This window comes from Kitasatospora sp. NPDC015120, assembly GCF_043080305.1.
In the GTDB taxonomy this organism is placed as follows: Bacteria; Actinomycetota; Actinomycetes; order Streptomycetales; family Streptomycetaceae; genus Kitasatospora.
Map to the genome: position 1 here is coordinate 239,112 of NZ_JBIBVJ010000006.1, position 14,925 is coordinate 254,036.

The 14,925-nt window shown below is 76.4% G+C and carries 12 protein-coding genes; 7 read left to right on the plus strand and 5 right to left on the minus strand.

What is annotated here, in order from left to right; genetic code table 11:
- Positions 1 to 298: 298 nt before the first annotated feature.
- Positions 299 to 1,321, plus strand: a complete 1,023-nt coding sequence (locus ACF1AK_RS17485) for a hypothetical protein (protein ID WP_391499634.1) — start codon at positions 299 to 301, stop codon at positions 1,319 to 1,321.
- Here the strand turns inward: ACF1AK_RS17485 and ACF1AK_RS17490 are convergent.
- Together ACF1AK_RS17490 and ACF1AK_RS17495 are read right to left on the minus strand one after the other, a co-directional pair.
- Positions 1,315 to 1,713, minus strand: coding sequence for a hypothetical protein (locus tag ACF1AK_RS17490; RefSeq protein WP_391499635.1), 399 nt, complete (start codon positions 1,711 to 1,713; stop codon positions 1,315 to 1,317). The genes ACF1AK_RS17485 and ACF1AK_RS17490 overlap by 7 nt on opposite strands.
- Positions 1,710 to 4,070: a tetratricopeptide repeat protein gene (locus tag ACF1AK_RS17495; RefSeq protein ID WP_391499636.1), complete on the minus strand. Its 2,361-nt coding sequence runs from the start codon at positions 4,068 to 4,070 to the stop codon at positions 1,710 to 1,712. The genes ACF1AK_RS17490 and ACF1AK_RS17495 overlap by 4 nt, the downstream gene beginning before the upstream one ends.
- Before the next feature lie 202 nt (positions 4,071 to 4,272).
- Between ACF1AK_RS17495 and ACF1AK_RS17500 the strand changes: the two genes are divergently transcribed.
- Together ACF1AK_RS17500 and ACF1AK_RS17505 are read left to right on the plus strand one after the other, a co-directional pair.
- Entirely contained in the window at positions 4,273 to 4,461 is a 189-nt protein-coding gene (locus ACF1AK_RS17500; protein ID WP_391499637.1) for a hypothetical protein, read from the plus strand.
- 88 nt (positions 4,462 to 4,549) lie between these two features.
- Entirely contained in the window at positions 4,550 to 5,392 is an 843-nt protein-coding gene (locus ACF1AK_RS17505) for an S-methyl-5'-thioadenosine phosphorylase (RefSeq protein WP_391499638.1), read from the plus strand.
- A gap of 25 nt (positions 5,393 to 5,417) precedes the next feature.
- On the opposite strand, the gene ACF1AK_RS17510 is transcribed toward ACF1AK_RS17505, so the two are convergent.
- Positions 5,418 to 9,803, minus strand: a complete 4,386-nt coding sequence (locus tag ACF1AK_RS17510) for a CHAT domain-containing protein (RefSeq protein WP_391499639.1) — start codon at positions 9,801 to 9,803, stop codon at positions 5,418 to 5,420.
- Positions 9,804 to 9,897: 94 nt separating this feature from the next.
- Here ACF1AK_RS17510 and ACF1AK_RS17515 point away from each other — a divergent pair, with 94 nt between their 5' ends.
- The gene (locus ACF1AK_RS17515) at positions 9,898 to 10,287 is read left to right on the plus strand and encodes a hypothetical protein (protein WP_391499640.1); all 390 of its coding nucleotides are present in this window, start codon (positions 9,898 to 9,900) and stop codon (positions 10,285 to 10,287) included.
- Positions 10,288 to 10,294: 7 nt separating this feature from the next.
- A complete protein-coding gene (locus ACF1AK_RS17520) occupies positions 10,295 to 11,128 on the plus strand; it encodes a hypothetical protein (RefSeq protein WP_391499641.1) in 834 nt (277 codons plus the stop codon).
- Here ACF1AK_RS17520 and ACF1AK_RS17525 read toward each other — a convergent pair.
- Positions 11,114 to 11,914: a phosphotransferase enzyme family protein gene (locus tag ACF1AK_RS17525; protein ID WP_391499642.1), complete on the minus strand. Its 801-nt coding sequence runs from the start codon at positions 11,912 to 11,914 to the stop codon at positions 11,114 to 11,116. The two genes, ACF1AK_RS17520 and ACF1AK_RS17525, sit on opposite strands and share 15 nt — an antisense overlap.
- A gap of 148 nt (positions 11,915 to 12,062) precedes the next feature.
- Here ACF1AK_RS17525 and ACF1AK_RS17530 point away from each other — a divergent pair, with 148 nt between their 5' ends.
- Together ACF1AK_RS17530 and ACF1AK_RS17535 are read left to right on the plus strand one after the other, a co-directional pair.
- Positions 12,063 to 12,506, plus strand: a complete 444-nt coding sequence (locus ACF1AK_RS17530; protein ID WP_391499643.1) for a GNAT family N-acetyltransferase — start codon at positions 12,063 to 12,065, stop codon at positions 12,504 to 12,506.
- Between the two features lie 43 nt (positions 12,507 to 12,549).
- The gene (locus ACF1AK_RS17535; protein WP_391499644.1) at positions 12,550 to 13,113 is read left to right on the plus strand and encodes a DinB family protein; all 564 of its coding nucleotides are present in this window, start codon (positions 12,550 to 12,552) and stop codon (positions 13,111 to 13,113) included.
- An 82-nt stretch (positions 13,114 to 13,195) separates the two neighbouring features.
- Here ACF1AK_RS17535 and ACF1AK_RS17540 read toward each other — a convergent pair whose 3' ends face one another.
- Positions 13,196 to 14,581 carry an MFS transporter gene (locus ACF1AK_RS17540; RefSeq protein WP_391499645.1) on the minus strand — a complete coding sequence of 462 codons (1,386 nt, stop codon included), beginning with the start codon at positions 14,579 to 14,581 and terminating at the stop codon, positions 13,196 to 13,198.
- Positions 14,582 to 14,925: the final 344 nt, after the last annotated feature.

Sequence of the window (14,925 nt, forward strand, 5' to 3'; positions counted from 1 at the left end):
CCCATCCTGCCCCCTGCTGCCCAAGGACAGTGCCCGCCCCGCTCGTGCACATGTCAGCTTCTCTGTGACGTAATCAACCACCAGGCCGTGCGCCGTGTCGAGGCTCCGTTGAGCCTGTGGTGACCGCGCGTTGAACCCGCCCGGCCAGAATCACCGTGCGGGGCCCTCCGGAGACGGTCCGGTCCGCCCCCCTTCACCTCCCGCGACCGGGTACCCCCGGTAACCGGTCGTGGTCGCCCCCGCCCTCGGCCGTCGGCGGCGTCGGGCGCCATGACGATACCTTCGGAGGCGGACGTCCGTGAACACCGCTTTGCTGTACGACTTGCTCGACGTCGACCCGGCCGACGGGCCGGCCGAACTGCTCCACCGCGCCCGCGGCAGCCGTCACCTGCCCCACCTCGTGCTCTCCGCCCTGGCCCGCGAGGACGTCCGGATGGGCGAGCCCGCCCGCGCCGAACTGCGCCGCGCCCGCGCCCGCGCCGACCACTACGCCCGCCTCGCCCACGACCTCGCCCGCTCCACCGGCGTGCGGGCGATCCACGGCATCCCGCTGGCCGGCTACTACCCGTCCGGCCTGCTCCGGCCCCAGGCCTCCCTGGACCTGGTCGCCCCCGGGGAGGCCGCGCTCTGGCAGGCCGTCGTGCGCCTGGTCACCGACCACCCCGTCGAGACCATCGACGTCACCCTCCTCGGCGACCGCCCGCACCACACCGCGGTCACCGTCCGCTGGCCCGCCGAGGACCCCCTGCTCGACCCCTGGTACCGCGTCGACCTCACCACCGCCGCCCTCCCCGGCGACCACGCCGGCGTGCCGGTCCGCCCCTACCTCGTCGCGGACGACCACGTCGAGTGCCTGATCGCCCTCGCCGAGGCCCACCTGCACACGCCCGCCGGGGCGGAACCCGACCCGCTCACCCTGCTCGACCTCTCCTGTCTCACCCGCCAGCCCTTCGAACCCGCCGAGACCGCCGCCGTCCTGGCCGCCTACCGGCTGGCCCCCGAGGCCGCCGCCCTGCTCGACCTCGCCGCCCCGCGCCTGCCGCTCGGCACCCTCGCCGCCGTCCGCACCGCCCTCACCCCGGAACTCGCCCCCGAACACCGCCGCCGCACCGACGCCGCCACCACGGCCCCCCGCCCGACCCCCCGCCACGGCACCCTGCTGCGCCGCACCGTCATCCGCCACACCTGGGACGAGGCCCGGCTGCTGCCCGCCCCCGGCAGCACCACCCTGCTGCTCACCCCGGTCGCCGACTACCTCCTCGGCCCGGCCGACCGCACCACCGCCCTCGCCGCCCTCCACGCGTGGGACGCCGTTCAGTAACCGATCTCCTCCGCCTCGCTCAGGTCCTCCACCCGCACCGGCCGCAGCCCCTCGAACCACACGGCCACCCCGAACGGATCACCGATCGGCAGATCCCCCTCCGCGAACCGCAGCATCCACCCGTCGGTGTAGACGTTCACCTCGGGCGAGTCCAGCGCCGCCTCCTCCTGCGTCACCCCCAGCTCGGCGCAGACGAACCGCCGCGCCCGCTCCACCACCTCGTCCAGGTGCGCCAGCACGTCCCCGAGCGCGTCCAGATCCACCGCCGCGACGTCCTCGCCCGCCTCCACCATGACGGTGACGTCCACCGCCCACCGCTCCGGCTCGGCGACCCCCCACACCACCAACCCACCCGGCCCGTCGCACACGTGCACCAGCGGTCCCACGGTCATCCTCCGCCCTCCAGCACCTTCCGCGCCGCCTCGTCGTCCCCGGCCCGTCGGTAGGCCTCCGCCGCCGCCTCCCGCACCCCGGCGGCATCACGCCCGGCCGCCTCCAGTGTGGTCGCCAACTCGCCCAGCGCCTCCCCGTGCCGGTGGTGGTCGCCCAACTCCGGGAGTGTCGTCACCGCCCGTTCGCCGGCCTCGACGGCTGCCGGGAACTCGCCGCGTTCCCGGAGCGCGGTGCCGAGGTTGTTCCACGAGATGGCCTCGCCATGGGCATCGCCGAGCTGCTGGAAGATCGTCAGGGCGGCACGGTGAAGGGCCTCGGCCTCCTCGTGGCGGCGCAACCGCTGGAGTGTGGTGCCCAGGCTGTCCGACACGGTGGCCTCCAGGTGCGGCTGATCCAGCCGTTGCACCATGGCGAGCGCGATGCGTTGGGCCTCCTCCGCCTCCTGGTGGCGGTGCAGCTGCTGGAGCGTGGTGCCGAGGTTCTCCCAGGCCGCGGCTTCGTGGTAGGCGTCCCCGAGGCGTTGGAAGATCCGCAGGGCGGTCCGGAACGCCGCCTCGGCCTCCTCGAAGCGTTGCTGCGCATTGAGAGCGACACCGAGGTTCCCCCAGGTGCCGGCGATGTGCGGGTCGGTCCCGGTCACCTCCGCTGCGGCGCGCGCGGTGCAGCACACGGCGAACTGGTCCGCGTGGAACCGGCGCAGGCCTTGGTAGCTGATGAGCTTGGAGGACAGGACGACGGCGACCTCGTGCCGGCCGACGGCGTGCGCGGTGTGAACGGCGGCGACGAGGTTGGGGTGTTCGGCATCCAGCCACTGGAGGGCCTGCACCCGGCTGCGGAACAGTTGCCGCCCCTCCTTCCTGCTGTGCTCCAGACGGATGTCCGCGTCCGTGGCGGTGCGTTCGAAGAAGCGGAGCAGCCGCCCCAGCGCCGCACCGGCCTCGGACGGGTGCTGCTGCGCCAGCTCCCCGGCGTAGGCCCGCACCAGGTCGTGCATGCTCCACCGACCGGTCCCGGGGGCCTGCCGCAGCAGGCTGGCCTTCTGGAGCGCGGCGAGCCGGCTCCGGACGTCCCTCGGCTTGCCGGTTCCGGCGAACGCCACCACCGTCTCGGTGGCCATGTCCGGCCCCGGGTTGACGGACAGCAGGCGGAACAGTTCCTCCTGCGGGTGCGTCAGCCGCCGCACCGACCGCTCCAGGACGGCCCGGACCGTCCGCGTGCCGTCGTCCAGCAGATCCAGCCGCTCCCTCGGATCGGCAAGCTCGTCCGCCAGCTGTCCCGGCCTCAGGCCGCGGTCGGCCACCAGCTGCGCGGCGGCGATCCGCAGCGCCAGCGGCAGGTACCCGCAGAGCTCGGCGATCCGCCCGGCGCCCCGGGGGTCGTCGGCGAGCCGGGTGTCCTGGGGGAGGGCCGTGCGCACCGTGACGTCCAGCAGCTCGACGGCCCGCTCCGCCGGGAGCACGTCCAGGTCGACCAGGTACGCACCGACGGCGGACAGGTCCTCCCGGGAGGTGACCAGCAACCGGTGCGGGCCCTCGCCGGGGCGCAGGCACTCGATCTGCTCCACCCGCGAGGCGTTGTCGGCGACCACCAGCACCCCCTCCCCGTGCCGCGCCCGCAGGGCGAGCTGCGCGCGGTAGACGGCGGCGCGCTGGTCGTGGTCCGGCGGGATCAGCTCCGGTTCCACGCCCAGCTGCCGCAGCACGCCGTCCAGCACCTGCCCGGCGTCCAGCGGCGTGTCGTCGTAGCCGCGCAGGTCGAGGAAGACGGCCCCGGCGAAGGCACCGCCGGCCAGCGCGGCGTGCGCGGTCGCCAGGGCGAGCGTCGTCTTGCCGATGCCGCCCATGCCGCGCACCGAGGCGACCACGACGGCGGTCCCGGCGTCCTGCCCGAGCAGGTCGAGCAGCCCGTGAAGGTCCTCCTCCCGTCCGGTGAACCCGGCCGGTACGGCGGGCGGCGGCGCGATCACCGGCAGCCCGGGCCTCGCCTCCGGCCGCTCCTCCTTCTCCTTCTCCGCCACCGCCCGGTCCAGGCGCTCCACCACGTTCACCAGCGCCGTGTACTCGCCCTTCCAGTGGGTGAGTTCCGTCCGCGCGGCGCTCAGGACGCGGGTGTTCCGCTCGTCGTACACCCGGCACGCCGAGACGAACGCCGACACGACCTCCCACGGGTGCAGCCGGTGGACACCGGACCGCCCCTTCTGCAGTTCGCTGACGACCGTCTTCGTGAGCCGCCCGCCGGCGTCGGCCTCGATCAGCCGGGGCCCGTCGGGATCACCCGCGTCCCTGCGCAACTGGTCGAGCCGCTGCCCGAACTCCCGCAGTGCCTGCTGCGCCTCCCGGCTCGCCCCTACGGCCACGCCCCGCCCCTCACCCGTCGCACCCGGTCCGCGATCCTCCGCCGGCCGGCCTCCCAGCGTAGTGCCGGGCGGCGACGACGGGCGCCCCGCTCCGCGATCCTCCGGATCCGTCCGCGACCGGCCTCAACCACCCCTCCCGGACGGGATCGTGACGTCCCGGCCGACCGGCCGGGACACCCACGCACCCACCAGGGAGACCCCGATGCCCCGCAAGCACCGCCCCACGCCCCCCGCCCCGCCGACTCCTCCCACCACCCCCGGCCACCACCCCGACCACCCCCACCCCCACTACCCCCACCTCCCCGCCGAGCTCGCCAAGGCCGCCACCGCCGGCACCGCCCGCGCCCTCGCCGCCTGGCTCCTGGAGCGCCTCGCCACCCTCCTGGACTGACCCCGGTGCGCACGCGGCCGGGCCCTCCCGGAAGGGCCGGGTCGTACGCTGAGGGTCACCAGGTTCCGGGCGACGGGAGGCGGGCGGCATGGCGGAGGAGCGGGCGGAGCTCGGGGTGATCGGCGGGTCGGGGCTGTACGCGCTGCTCGACGACGTGGCCGAGGTGGTCGTCGAGACCCCGTACGGGCCGCCCAGCGACTCGCTGTTCGTCGGGGAGGCGGGCGGCCGGAGGGTGGCGTTCCTGCCCCGGCACGGGCGGGGGCACGGGATCGCGCCGCACCGGATCAACTACCGGGCGAACCTCTGGGCGCTGCACTCGCTCGGGGTGCGGCAGGTGCTCGGGCCGTGCGCGGTGGGCGGCCTGCGGCCGGAGTACGGGCCGGGGACGCTGCTCGTGCCCGACCAGTTCGTGGACCGCACCGCCGCCCGGGCGCAGACCTTCTACGACGGCGTGCCGCTGCCGGACGGTCCGGTGCCGGGCGTGGTGCACGCGCCGATGGCGGACCCGTACTGCCCGGCGGGGCGGACGGCGGTGCTGGAGGCGGCGCGCGGGGCCGGCTGGGAGCCGGTGGACGGCGGCACGCTGGTGGTGATCGAGGGGCCGCGGTTCTCCACCCGGGCCGAGTCGCGCTGGTTCACCGCGAACGGCTGGTCGACGGTCGGCATGACGGGTCACCCGGAGGCCGTGCTGGCCCGTGAACTCGCGCTCTGCTACACCTCGCTGAACCTGGTCACCGACCTGGACGCGGGCGTGGAGAGCGGTGCGGGCGTCACCCACGCCGAGGTCCTGGAGGTGTTCGCCCGCAACGTCGACCGGCTGCGGACCGTCCTGTTCGCGGCCCTGGAGGCCCTGCCGGTCACCCGCACCTGCCCGTGCGGCCACGCCCTCGACGGCTTCACCCCCGGCCTGCCCGGCGTGCCGGGGGAGTAGTCCCCACAGCCCCCGACCGCGCCGCTCACGCCCCCGCGTGCACGTACGCCGCCCACAGCTGCGGCCGGCCCGGCAGCCGGCGCCGCAGCTCCCGGACGGTGTGGTGCAGGGCGAGCGCGCTCGCCGAGGGGCCGCCGTCCCCGGCGGTGACGCGCCGGTAGAAGGCGCGGGTGACCTGCTCCGCGTGCTCGCCGTCGATCTCCCACAGCGTGCCGACCACCTCGGGGAACCCGGCGAGCAGGAAGGCACCGGTGATGTGGATCGCCTCGTCGCTGAGCCGCTCCGAGCTGCGCGCCGTGCCGCAGGCCGTGAGGAAGGCGAGCCGGGCGGCGTCGGGCCGGGCGCGGCAGATCTCCAGGACGGAGAGCTGTTCGCCGCTCGGCAGGTGGAGCCGGGCGCCGGACGGCTCGTCGGGATCGGTGGCCGCGTGGCAGCCGAAGTGCGCCCACCGGGCCTCCCCGAGTGCGCCGAGCACGGCGGTGCGGGTGGCCGCCGCGCCGACCAGCGGCTCGGGCGCCCCGAGCAGCCCGGCCGCGTAGCGGGCCGCCGCCGCGACGCCGGGCACTTCGTCCTCGGGGACGGCGACCAGCAGCGCGCTCGCGTACCCGGCGTCCGTGTTCCCGGCGTCCGCGTTCCCGGCGGCCCCGCCCGCGCCCCCGGCCCGCGCCCCGGCCCGGGCGCGGGCGTACGCCAGGGTCTGGAAGCCGGGCACGTAGGACGACACGACCGCGTCCAGCGCGGCCCCGCAGCCCCGGCCGCCGCTCTCGCAGTCCGCCGACTCCGGCGCGCACTGGGCGGCGTGCAGCGGAAGGGCGTTGAACACTCCGGTCGGCACCCACCAGATCCTCGGCCACGCCCCGCCCTCGGGCGGCGCCCCGGCGATCCCGAGGTGGTCGAGCACGGGCCGGACGATGTCGTGCCACGTCCAGGACAGGCAGCCCCGCACGGTCGCCGAGGCGCGCACCAGCGCCGGCGGCGAGGGCCGGGCGCCGCCCCGGGCGTTGATCGCGTCGACGGCCTCGCGCAGCTGCCGGGCGCGCTCCGTGACTTCCGGCGTCTCCGGGGCGAGGAGCAGCGCCGTGATCCGCTCCCCGGTGACGACGATGGCGTGGCAGTGTCCGGGCCCCTGCTGGAGCAGCACCACCGGGCCGTCCGCGGCCAGCCGGCGCAGCCGCTCGGCGGTGAGCGGCCGCAGGAAGCCCTCGAAGCCGGGCAGCCGGCGGATCCGCCCGATGAGGTCGTCCAGCGCCCGCGAGGCGTGCAGCGCGTCCAGCCTGGCCTGCTCGGGAAGGACCTCCGGGTGCGGCCTGGCGAGCTCGTCGGTGATCCACTCGAACGCCTCGGCCGCCTCCGGGTGGGCGGCCCGCAGCTCGCTCACGTCCACCCGTGCCTCGATCCGCCGGGCCAGCAGCAGGCCGCGCCCGCGCTCCAGCAGCTCGACGGCCCGGTCGACCTCGGGACCGTCGATGACGCCGAGTCCGGTCTCCACCATCGGGTTCCGCTGCCCCGCGCCGCTCCACTGTCCGGGCACGCGGCCCGGATCCCTGAGGAGTTCCAGGAACCGCCGGGGCGCCCTTTCGAGGGTGATCGTCATCAGCACCAGGTCGGTGACGCCCCGCAGGTCCCCGTCGAAGGAGATCAGCGCGTGTTCCGCGGACTGCTGGTCGCTGCCCCGGTCGGTGATCCGGGGCAGCAGCTCGACGGCGGTCTCGATGTGGTCGAGGGCCGCGTCGATCCCGCCGCCCTGTTCCCGCGAGCGCCGTATCGCGCCGGCCGCCGCGCCGATCGCCTCGTGGGCCCCCAGCCAGGCGGGCATCGTGGGGACGCCCGGGAAGGAGGCGGTGTCGATCCCGGCCGAAGGGCCGAGGAAGTCGGCCAGTACGGACGGGAAGCGCTCCGCGGAGAAGATGGCCAGGGGGCCGCGCTCGGCCGCGGCGTCCAGGAGCCGCGGGAATTCCTCGGGACCGGCCCCGGCCATGGTGATGAACGAGCGCAGCCCCTCGGTGAGGGCCTCGGGAGCCTCCGGGGCGACGAGGTCGATGACCCGACGGGCCTCGTCCAGCAGCGGCGTCACCCCTGCCGGGTCCTGCCGGCGGACGATCATGGCCCGGTGGGCGAGCATCCTGGTGTACGTCATCGCGGCGTTCAGCCGGTAGCGGTGGCCGGGCGGGCAGGCCTCGAAGGCCGCCCGGCAGCGCTCCAGCTGGTCGTCGGTGACGGATCCCCTCGGGCCGCCGCCGGGCCCCACTCCGTCGAGCAGATTCAGATAGGTGTCGCCCGCCAGGTCCAGCCCGAGCCGTGCGGCGGCCGGGTCGTCGCCCGCCCGGGCGCCGAGCTCCTTGAGCCGCAGGGCCGCCTGCCGGGCCTGTTCGAGCTGGGCCGGCTCATGGCCCAGGATGTAGTTCTGCAGCGCACTGTGGAGCTCACTGATGGCCGCCATGGCCGCCGACTCGACGTCCGCGGGTGCGTCCCCGGCGCCGTCGGTGCCCACGGCGCCGGCGCCCCTCGCGGCCGCCTCGGCCCGCACCGCCGCCGCCTCACGGGCGGCCGCGGGGTCGAACCGCAGGGTCGAGATCAGCGTCAGCGTCCGGGCCAGGGCCTCGTCGGCCGCGGGGTCGCGCTCGGGGGAGTGCTCCCGGGCGTAGCGCAGGAGCGCCACGATCTCGTCGGCGGCCGCCAGGTCGCGCGAGGCCGCGCTGTGGGCGTACAGGGCGGTGCCGAGGGCGGCGGACAGCTCCGCGCGGTCCGGGGAGTCGCCCTCGGGGAGGCCGGCCAGGAGGTCCCGCATGACCGCGACGCCCTCGGCGAGGGCGTCGGGGTCGCCGGGACTGCGCTCGGTGCGGTCGGAGAGGTCGGTGATGCGGGACAGCAGGGCGGCCGAGGCGGCCAGCTCCGGATCGTCGAAGCTGCCGTCCGGTGCGGCGAGCAGGGCCATGGCGGCGGCGTAGGGCAGGGCGAGTTCGTAGCGGCCGGAGGCCAGTGCGGCGACCAGCGGGACTCCGGGCGGAGCCGCGGCCGCCGCCTCCCGGCCCAGCGTCCGGGCCTCGGCGTCCAGCCGCGCCGCCCGCCCGGGGTCGGACGGGTGCAGCTGCCCGGCCCGCAGGCCGAGCAGGGAGGCGAGCACGGCGTCGTAGGCGTAGCGGCGCGGGTGCTCCGGGACCACTTGGGCGAGTGCGGCACGGAAGCGTTCGATCCGCTCGTCGGTGGCCGGCTGTCCGTCGGGCGAGGCCGCGACGGAGAGCAGCTCCATCGTGATGACCGGCGGCCCGTCCGAGCGCTCGTAGGCGTCCCGCACGAACGCGAGCGCCTCCTCGGGCGACAGGTCCCCGCCCTGCGCCCCGCCCTGCGCCCCGGGCTCCCGGGCCCGCAGCTCGGCGGCCTCGCGGGCCGCCGCCGCGTCGCCGTGCACCCGGGCGAGCGTCTCCAGGGCCTCGGCCAGGACACCGGCGACGGCACCGCGCTGCGGATGCCCGGCCGGGGTGGCGGCGAGGGCCGCGCGCAGCCGCCGGACCGCGCAGGCGACCCGGCCGTGGTCGTCGTCGGCCGCGCCGCCGTTGGCGAGGGCGATCCCCATCAGCAGGTCGAACTGCCCGGGCCAGGCCGTCGCCCGGGCCCGCAGCTCCCGGACGTCGCGCAGCGCCTGCACGGCGGCGGGCGGCAGCGTCCCGGGCGGCGCCGCCGCGATCAGCCGCTCGGCCTCCTCGATCGCCGGTTCGCCGAGCATCCTGGCCGCGTCCGCCACGACACCGAGGGCGGCGCTCAGCACCGAGGCGCCGTCCGGGGGCAGCGGGCCGCCCCGCGCCTCGGCGGTCAGCGCCTCGCACACCACCCGCCCGTGACCGGCGGCGCGGGCCAGCGCGTCGGGATCGGCGGCCAGCTCGAAGCGGGCCGCCTCGAAGCGGAAGGCCTGCACCTGCGCCACGGGGTCCGACGCGTGCTCCGGCGGCAGCAGGCTCCGCGCCAGGCCGGACCAGGCGAGCGCGCGGTCCAGCGCGGCCCGCCGGATGTCCTCGGCGGTGTCCGGCGCGAGCGCGAACTCGCCGTGGGTGTCGGCCACCAGGAGTGCGAACCGCGCGTCGTGCAGCGGATCGGCGGGGTCGAAGGCGGCCTTGAACGGCTCGGGGAACACCGCCGACGCGGGCGCGCGGGGGTACAGGAAGCCGAAGGCGAAGCTCATGACGGCGGTGTTGCGGGCCGCGTCCGGATCGGCGGGGCCCGTGTGCCGCAGGCAGAACGTCCAGAAGACCAGGTTGACCGCCGCGAGGTCGACCGCGCCCGCCGGGTCCGCCGTCACCTCCCGCAGCAGCGCCAGTGCGTCCTGCGCGGCCTCGGGGAGCCGCAACGCGGCCGCGCCCGAGGTGCCCTGAGCCGCCGACAACCGTGCCGTCACCCGATCCCGGACCTCGCCCACCGCACCACCGTAGCGTGACGTATCGTCAGTTCGCAGGGGAACGCGGGGGAACGCAGGGGACCGACGGAACGTCCCGTGGACGAACGGAGTACGGGTGGGGAACGACGCCAAGGCCGAGCGGGTCCTCGCGGACGCCGTCGAGTACCTGTGCCGCAACGCGGGGGAGTTGCGCGACCTCCTCGGCCCCGCCGCCTGGGACGCGCCGTTCGCCGTCGTCCGTGACGCCGCACCCGCCGAGCCGGCCTGGCGCGACGCCCTGCGGGCCCTGCACGAGGCGGTGGAGGCGGCCGGAGTCCCCGGCGGCATCGGCCTGCGCGCCACCCTGGGCATCGGCGACTGGCCCGCCGGACCGCCCGCCCGCTCGGTCGGCCGGATCTGCCCCACCGGCCGCTGCGCCCGCGTCGACCTGCCGGGAGAGGCGCCCGCGGAGGGGCCCGACCCGCTCTGCGCGCTGACCGGCGGCCCGCTCCGCCCGGTGGACTGAGCCGCCGGTGGGCCTGCTCCTCGAACTCCAGAAACGCCTGCCCGACGGCTGGTTCCTGCGCCGGCTGCTCCCGGCCGCGCTGTTCGTCGTGGTGGCCGTGGTCGGCGGCGGACGGCTGGGCTGGGCGCACTGGTCCGACCTCGGCCGCGCCCGCGCCGGCATCGCCGGGGCGCTGCGCCTCGGCGAGGGGCCCGGCTCCGACGGCGCCGCGGTGCTGGTGCTGCTCGCCGCCGCCGCGGTGGCGGCCGCCCTCGCCGTGCCGTTCGCGGCGGGGGCGGCCGGCGCGCTGGCCTCCGGCGCGTGGCCCTGGTGGCTGTCACCGCTCGGCCGGCGGCTGACCGAGCGGCGGCGGCGCCGCTGGTCCCCGGCCGACGAGATCGCCCGGGAGGCCGTGCGGGCCCGCGCCGCCGGCCGGGAGACGCGCGCCGCCCGCCTGGACGCGCTGCGCGCCCGGTCCGCCCCCGCCGAACCGGCCGGGCCCACCTGGTGCGGGGACCGGCTGCGGGCCACCGAGCGGCGCGTCCTGGAGACGACCGGCACGGACGTCGCCGAGGCCTGGACCGGCCTGTTCCTCGGCGCCTCCGACCAGGCCCGCGAGGCCCTGGGCGCCGCGCGCGACGCCTACGACGCCGCCTGCGAGGCCCTGGTGTGGGCCGTCGCGTTCACCGTGCTCGGCGCCTGGTGGTGGCCCTCGGCACCCGCCGGGGTGCTGCTCGGCCTGGCCGCCTGGCGGGCGCTGCGCCGGGCGGTCGAGGCGCTCTGCCGCACCACCGAGGCGGTCGTCGCGCTCCCGCAGGCGCCGGACGACGGACCCGGCGCCCGCCCCTCAGCCGTCGAGTAGCGCCCGCAGCCACCGCTCCTCGCGCTCCTCGATGTACCCGGTGTTAGCGAGCCAGGTGTCACCGTGCCCCTCCTGCCACAGCCGCGTCCACGGCTGGACACCGCGGCCCGCCTGCTCGCGCAGGAAGTCGTGCATGGCCCGGGTGCGCCGCCCCAGCATCGGCACCAGCCGCCGCCGTTCGTCCTCGTCGAGCCCGTAGGCGTCGACGAACGCGCGCAGCCGCCCGGCGGCGTCGGCCCGCCGGAAGGCGGGATCGGCGGCCAGCGGGAGGAAGCCGTGGGCGGCGTAGGCGAGGTCCCAGAGCCGGGAGCCGGGCGCGGCGGTGTCCCAGTCGATGAACGCCCACCGGTCGGTGTCCTCGTCGACCACCAGGTTCCACGGCGCCAGGTCCTGGTGGGCGATGATCTCGCCGGCCGCCGCGGAGTCGTCCCGCATCAGCACCTGCCACCGGGCGCCGGCCGGCGGCGTGAACCCCGCCACCGCGTCGTGGAACTCGCGGATCAGCCGGGCCACCCGGGCGAGCCGGGGCACCGGGTCCAGCAGGGCGGACCGGTCCGGCCACACCACCCGTCCCGGCACGAAGTCCAGCACCTCCCGCCCCTGGTCGTCGATGCCCAGCGGCCGCGGCGCGGCCCGGAAGCCCGCCCCGTGAAGGTGCGTCAGCAGCGCGTGCACGGCAGGCGTCCACGGTCCGGCGGGCCGGCGCACCGTGTCCCCGATCCGCACGACGCTCGCGGTGGCGTTCCCGCCGGCCAGCCGCTCCTCCCCGCAGTCCCGTGCGTCCATGCAGCCCCGTTCCTCCCCGCAGACCCGTGCGTCCACGCGCGGACCCTATCGCCCCGCCCGGCCGGAAGCACCCGGATTTCCTTGCGGCCCGGCGGACTTGGCCCGAGACCCGCTGTCTCCCGCGCCGGGATTCTGTCAGCATCACCCCATGGAGATCCGCCGCGTCACCCGCGCCGAGGACGTCCAGGCCGCCGGGCACCTCTTCGAGTCCCCGCCGCTTCCCGAGGCCACCGCCCGCTTCCTCGCCGACGAGCGCCACCACCTGCTGGTCGCCTACGTCGACGACGCACCGGCCGCGGTGGTCACCGGGGTCGAGACCACCCGCCCGGACCGCGGCACCGGGATGTTCCTCCACGAGCTGGGCGTCGACGCGCGCTTCAGCGGGCGCGGCATCGGCCCGGCGCTGACCTCGGCCCTCGCCGACCTGGCGCGCGATCTCGGCTGCTACGGCATGTGGGTGGTCACGGAGGCGGACAACCCGGTGGCCCGCTCGGTCTACCGCAGCGCCGGGGGAGTGGCGCAGGCGGGGCCGCGGGAGGTGTTCCACTGGTCCTTCGACCTCCCCGGGGACACCGGCGCCGCCCCCGCGTGAAACCCGGTGGCGGCCCTGCCCCTCAGCAACGATCATGGCGCGCATGAGCGAACGACCCGCACGCTGGACCACGGCAACCGTCTACCCCGACATGTGGATGGACCCGGACGACGACCCGCGCGACAACGAAGGCCCGGCCCCCGACGGTGAACTGGCGACCCTGCGGGAGGCGATCACCAACTACCGCCTCACCCTGCGCCTGAAGTGCGACGGCCTGGACGCGGAGCAGCTGGCGCGCCGCTCGGTGCCGCCGTCGACGATGTCGCTGCTCGGTCTGGTCCGCCACCTCGCCGAGGTGGAGCGCGACTGGGACAACTGGCTCACCGACGGCGAGCCGCGGCCCAAGATCTACGGCCCGCGTGACGCCGACTTCGACGGGGCCGTCGCCGACCCGGCCGTGGTGGACGCCGCCTTCGCCGTCCTGGAGCGCGAACAGGCCGTCCTGGACGCCACCCTCGCCCGGCACCGCGAGGACCTCGGCGCGCGCCCGGGCCGGGAGAAGGCCGCCGTCCGCGAGGTGATGGTGCACATGATCGACGAGTACGCCCGCCACTGCGGCCACGCCGACCTGCTGCGCGAGTGCGTGGACGGCCGCGTCGGCCAGTAGGGCGCCGTAGGGCGCCGGACGCCGCCGGGGCCGCGCCCGAACGCATCGGACGCGGCCCCGGCGGCGGGGCGGGGCCGGCGCCTCAGCGCACCGGCTGCGGCGAGGGCCGGGCCGCGCGGGGCTTGCGGGCCACGGCGCCGGGGGTGCCGACGGCCGCGCCGAGCGCGGTGCCGCGGGTCTCCTCGGCCCAGAGCACGGAGACCAGCAGGCCGCACGCGGTGACGCCGGCGGCGATCAGCATGGTCGGTCCGGTGCCCATCCCGGTCAGCGACAGCGGCAGCAGGTAGGTGCCGACGGCCGCGCCGATCCGGCTCACCGAGGTGGCCACGCCGACGGCGGTGGCCCGGACCTCGGTGGGGAACAGCTCGTTGGGGTAGGTCCAGTCGAGCACGTTCGGCCCGCCGCACAGGAAGGCGTACGCGCAGAGCGCGACGACCACCACGGCGGCCGGGGCGTCCGGCCAGACGCCCAGCACGGCGAGCGGCACGATCATCAGCGCGAACGAGCGGATGATCACCGGGCGGCGGCCCCAGGTGTCGATCAGACGCAGCGCGGGGTAGCAGCCGAGCAGGAAGACCAGGCTGATCAGCCCCGTGCCGAGGGTTTCGAGCACGGTGCCGCCCGGCATGCCGAAGGCCTCCAGGAGCTGCGGCCCGAAGGTGAGCATCGCGAACAGCGGGCCGACCTGGCAGAGGAAGAACAGTCCGCAGAAGAGCGTGCGCCGCCGGTAGGGCGGGGTCATCAGCAGCCGCAGGCCGGTCGGGGCGCCGGGAGCGGTGGGCGCGGGCATCAGCTCGCGGCCGTCGACCTGGACGCCGAGGTGGCGCTCGACCAGCCGGACGGCCTCGCCGACCCGGCCGTTGGCGGCCAGCCAGCGCGGCGACTCGGGCGAGCCGCGGCGGATCACCAGGAACACCACGCACAGCACGGCGGAGCTGCCGAGCATCCAGCGCCAGCTGCCGGGGCCGCCGATCTGCAGGAAGAGGTAGCCGGTCACGTAGGCGAGCACGGCGCCGGCGTACCAGGCGACGATCTGCTGACCGAGCAGCCGCCCGCGGTGCTTGGCGGGCAGCCACTCGGCGAGCAGGGACGTCGCGATCGGGTAGTCGGCGGCCACCGCCATGCCGAGGACGAAGCGCAGCAGGGCGATCGCCCAGACCGCGTCGACCCAGAAGGACAGCACCGAACAGACGATCATCACGAGCAGGTCGGCGGTGTACATCACCTCCCGCCCGATCTTGTCGGTCAGCACGCCGAAGAGCGCGCCGCCGACGAACATGCCGACCAGCGCGGCCGCGCCGATCAGGCTGACGTCGGCGGTGGAGAGCCCCAGTTCGGGGCGCATGCCGATGAGGGCGACGCCCACGATGCTCAGGATGTATCCGTCGAGCAACGGTCCACCGGAACAGGCCAGCGCGAGCCTGCGGTGGAAGGCGGTATACGGGGCGTTGTCGATAGTGCGGGACATTCGTTCGGGTCCTCCGGAGCGCACCGCGTGCTGTCGCACCCGTGCGCCGCGTAGACGGTCGTGGCCGGCCCGCCGGGAGCGGAGGGCCGTCCGCCCGGAGTCCACCGGGCGACCGTCCAGGGTTGCCCGGCTCCGGAGGGTGTCCCCCGGGGGCGAAGGTCAGGGGAAAACAGGCCGGAGGTCCCGAATCGGACGGGCCCTCGGCCCGTACGGCAAGGCCTTCCGCCCCGCAATACCGGGCCGTCCCCGCCCTCGGGAGCGCCCCGCACCGCCCGATGTGACGCTGGGCACCCGCGCCGGACCGCTCGCCGTCGCCGCGGAGGGGGCCGTACGAGCGGCGCGGG

Bases quoted from the DNA above. Each gene is read 5' to 3' on its own strand.
- ACF1AK_RS17505 (WP_391499638.1), top strand. From the start codon at position 4,550: ATGGCGGAGGAGCGGGCGGAGCTCGGGGTGATCGGCGGGTCGGGGCTG.
- ACF1AK_RS17535 (WP_391499644.1), top strand. From the start codon at position 12,550: ATGAGCGAACGACCCGCACGCTGGACCACGGCAACCGTCTACCCCGAC.
- ACF1AK_RS17525 (WP_391499642.1), bottom strand. From the start codon at position 11,914: ATGGACGCACGGGACTGCGGGGAGGAGCGGCTGGCCGGCGGGAACGCC.
- ACF1AK_RS17500 (WP_391499637.1), top strand. From the start codon at position 4,273: ATGCCCCGCAAGCACCGCCCCACGCCCCCCGCCCCGCCGACTCCTCCC.
- ACF1AK_RS17490 (WP_391499635.1), bottom strand. From the start codon at position 1,713: ATGACCGTGGGACCGCTGGTGCACGTGTGCGACGGGCCGGGTGGGTTG.
- ACF1AK_RS17530 (WP_391499643.1), top strand. From the start codon at position 12,063: ATGGAGATCCGCCGCGTCACCCGCGCCGAGGACGTCCAGGCCGCCGGG.
- ACF1AK_RS17540 (WP_391499645.1), bottom strand. From the start codon at position 14,581: ATGTCCCGCACTATCGACAACGCCCCGTATACCGCCTTCCACCGCAGG.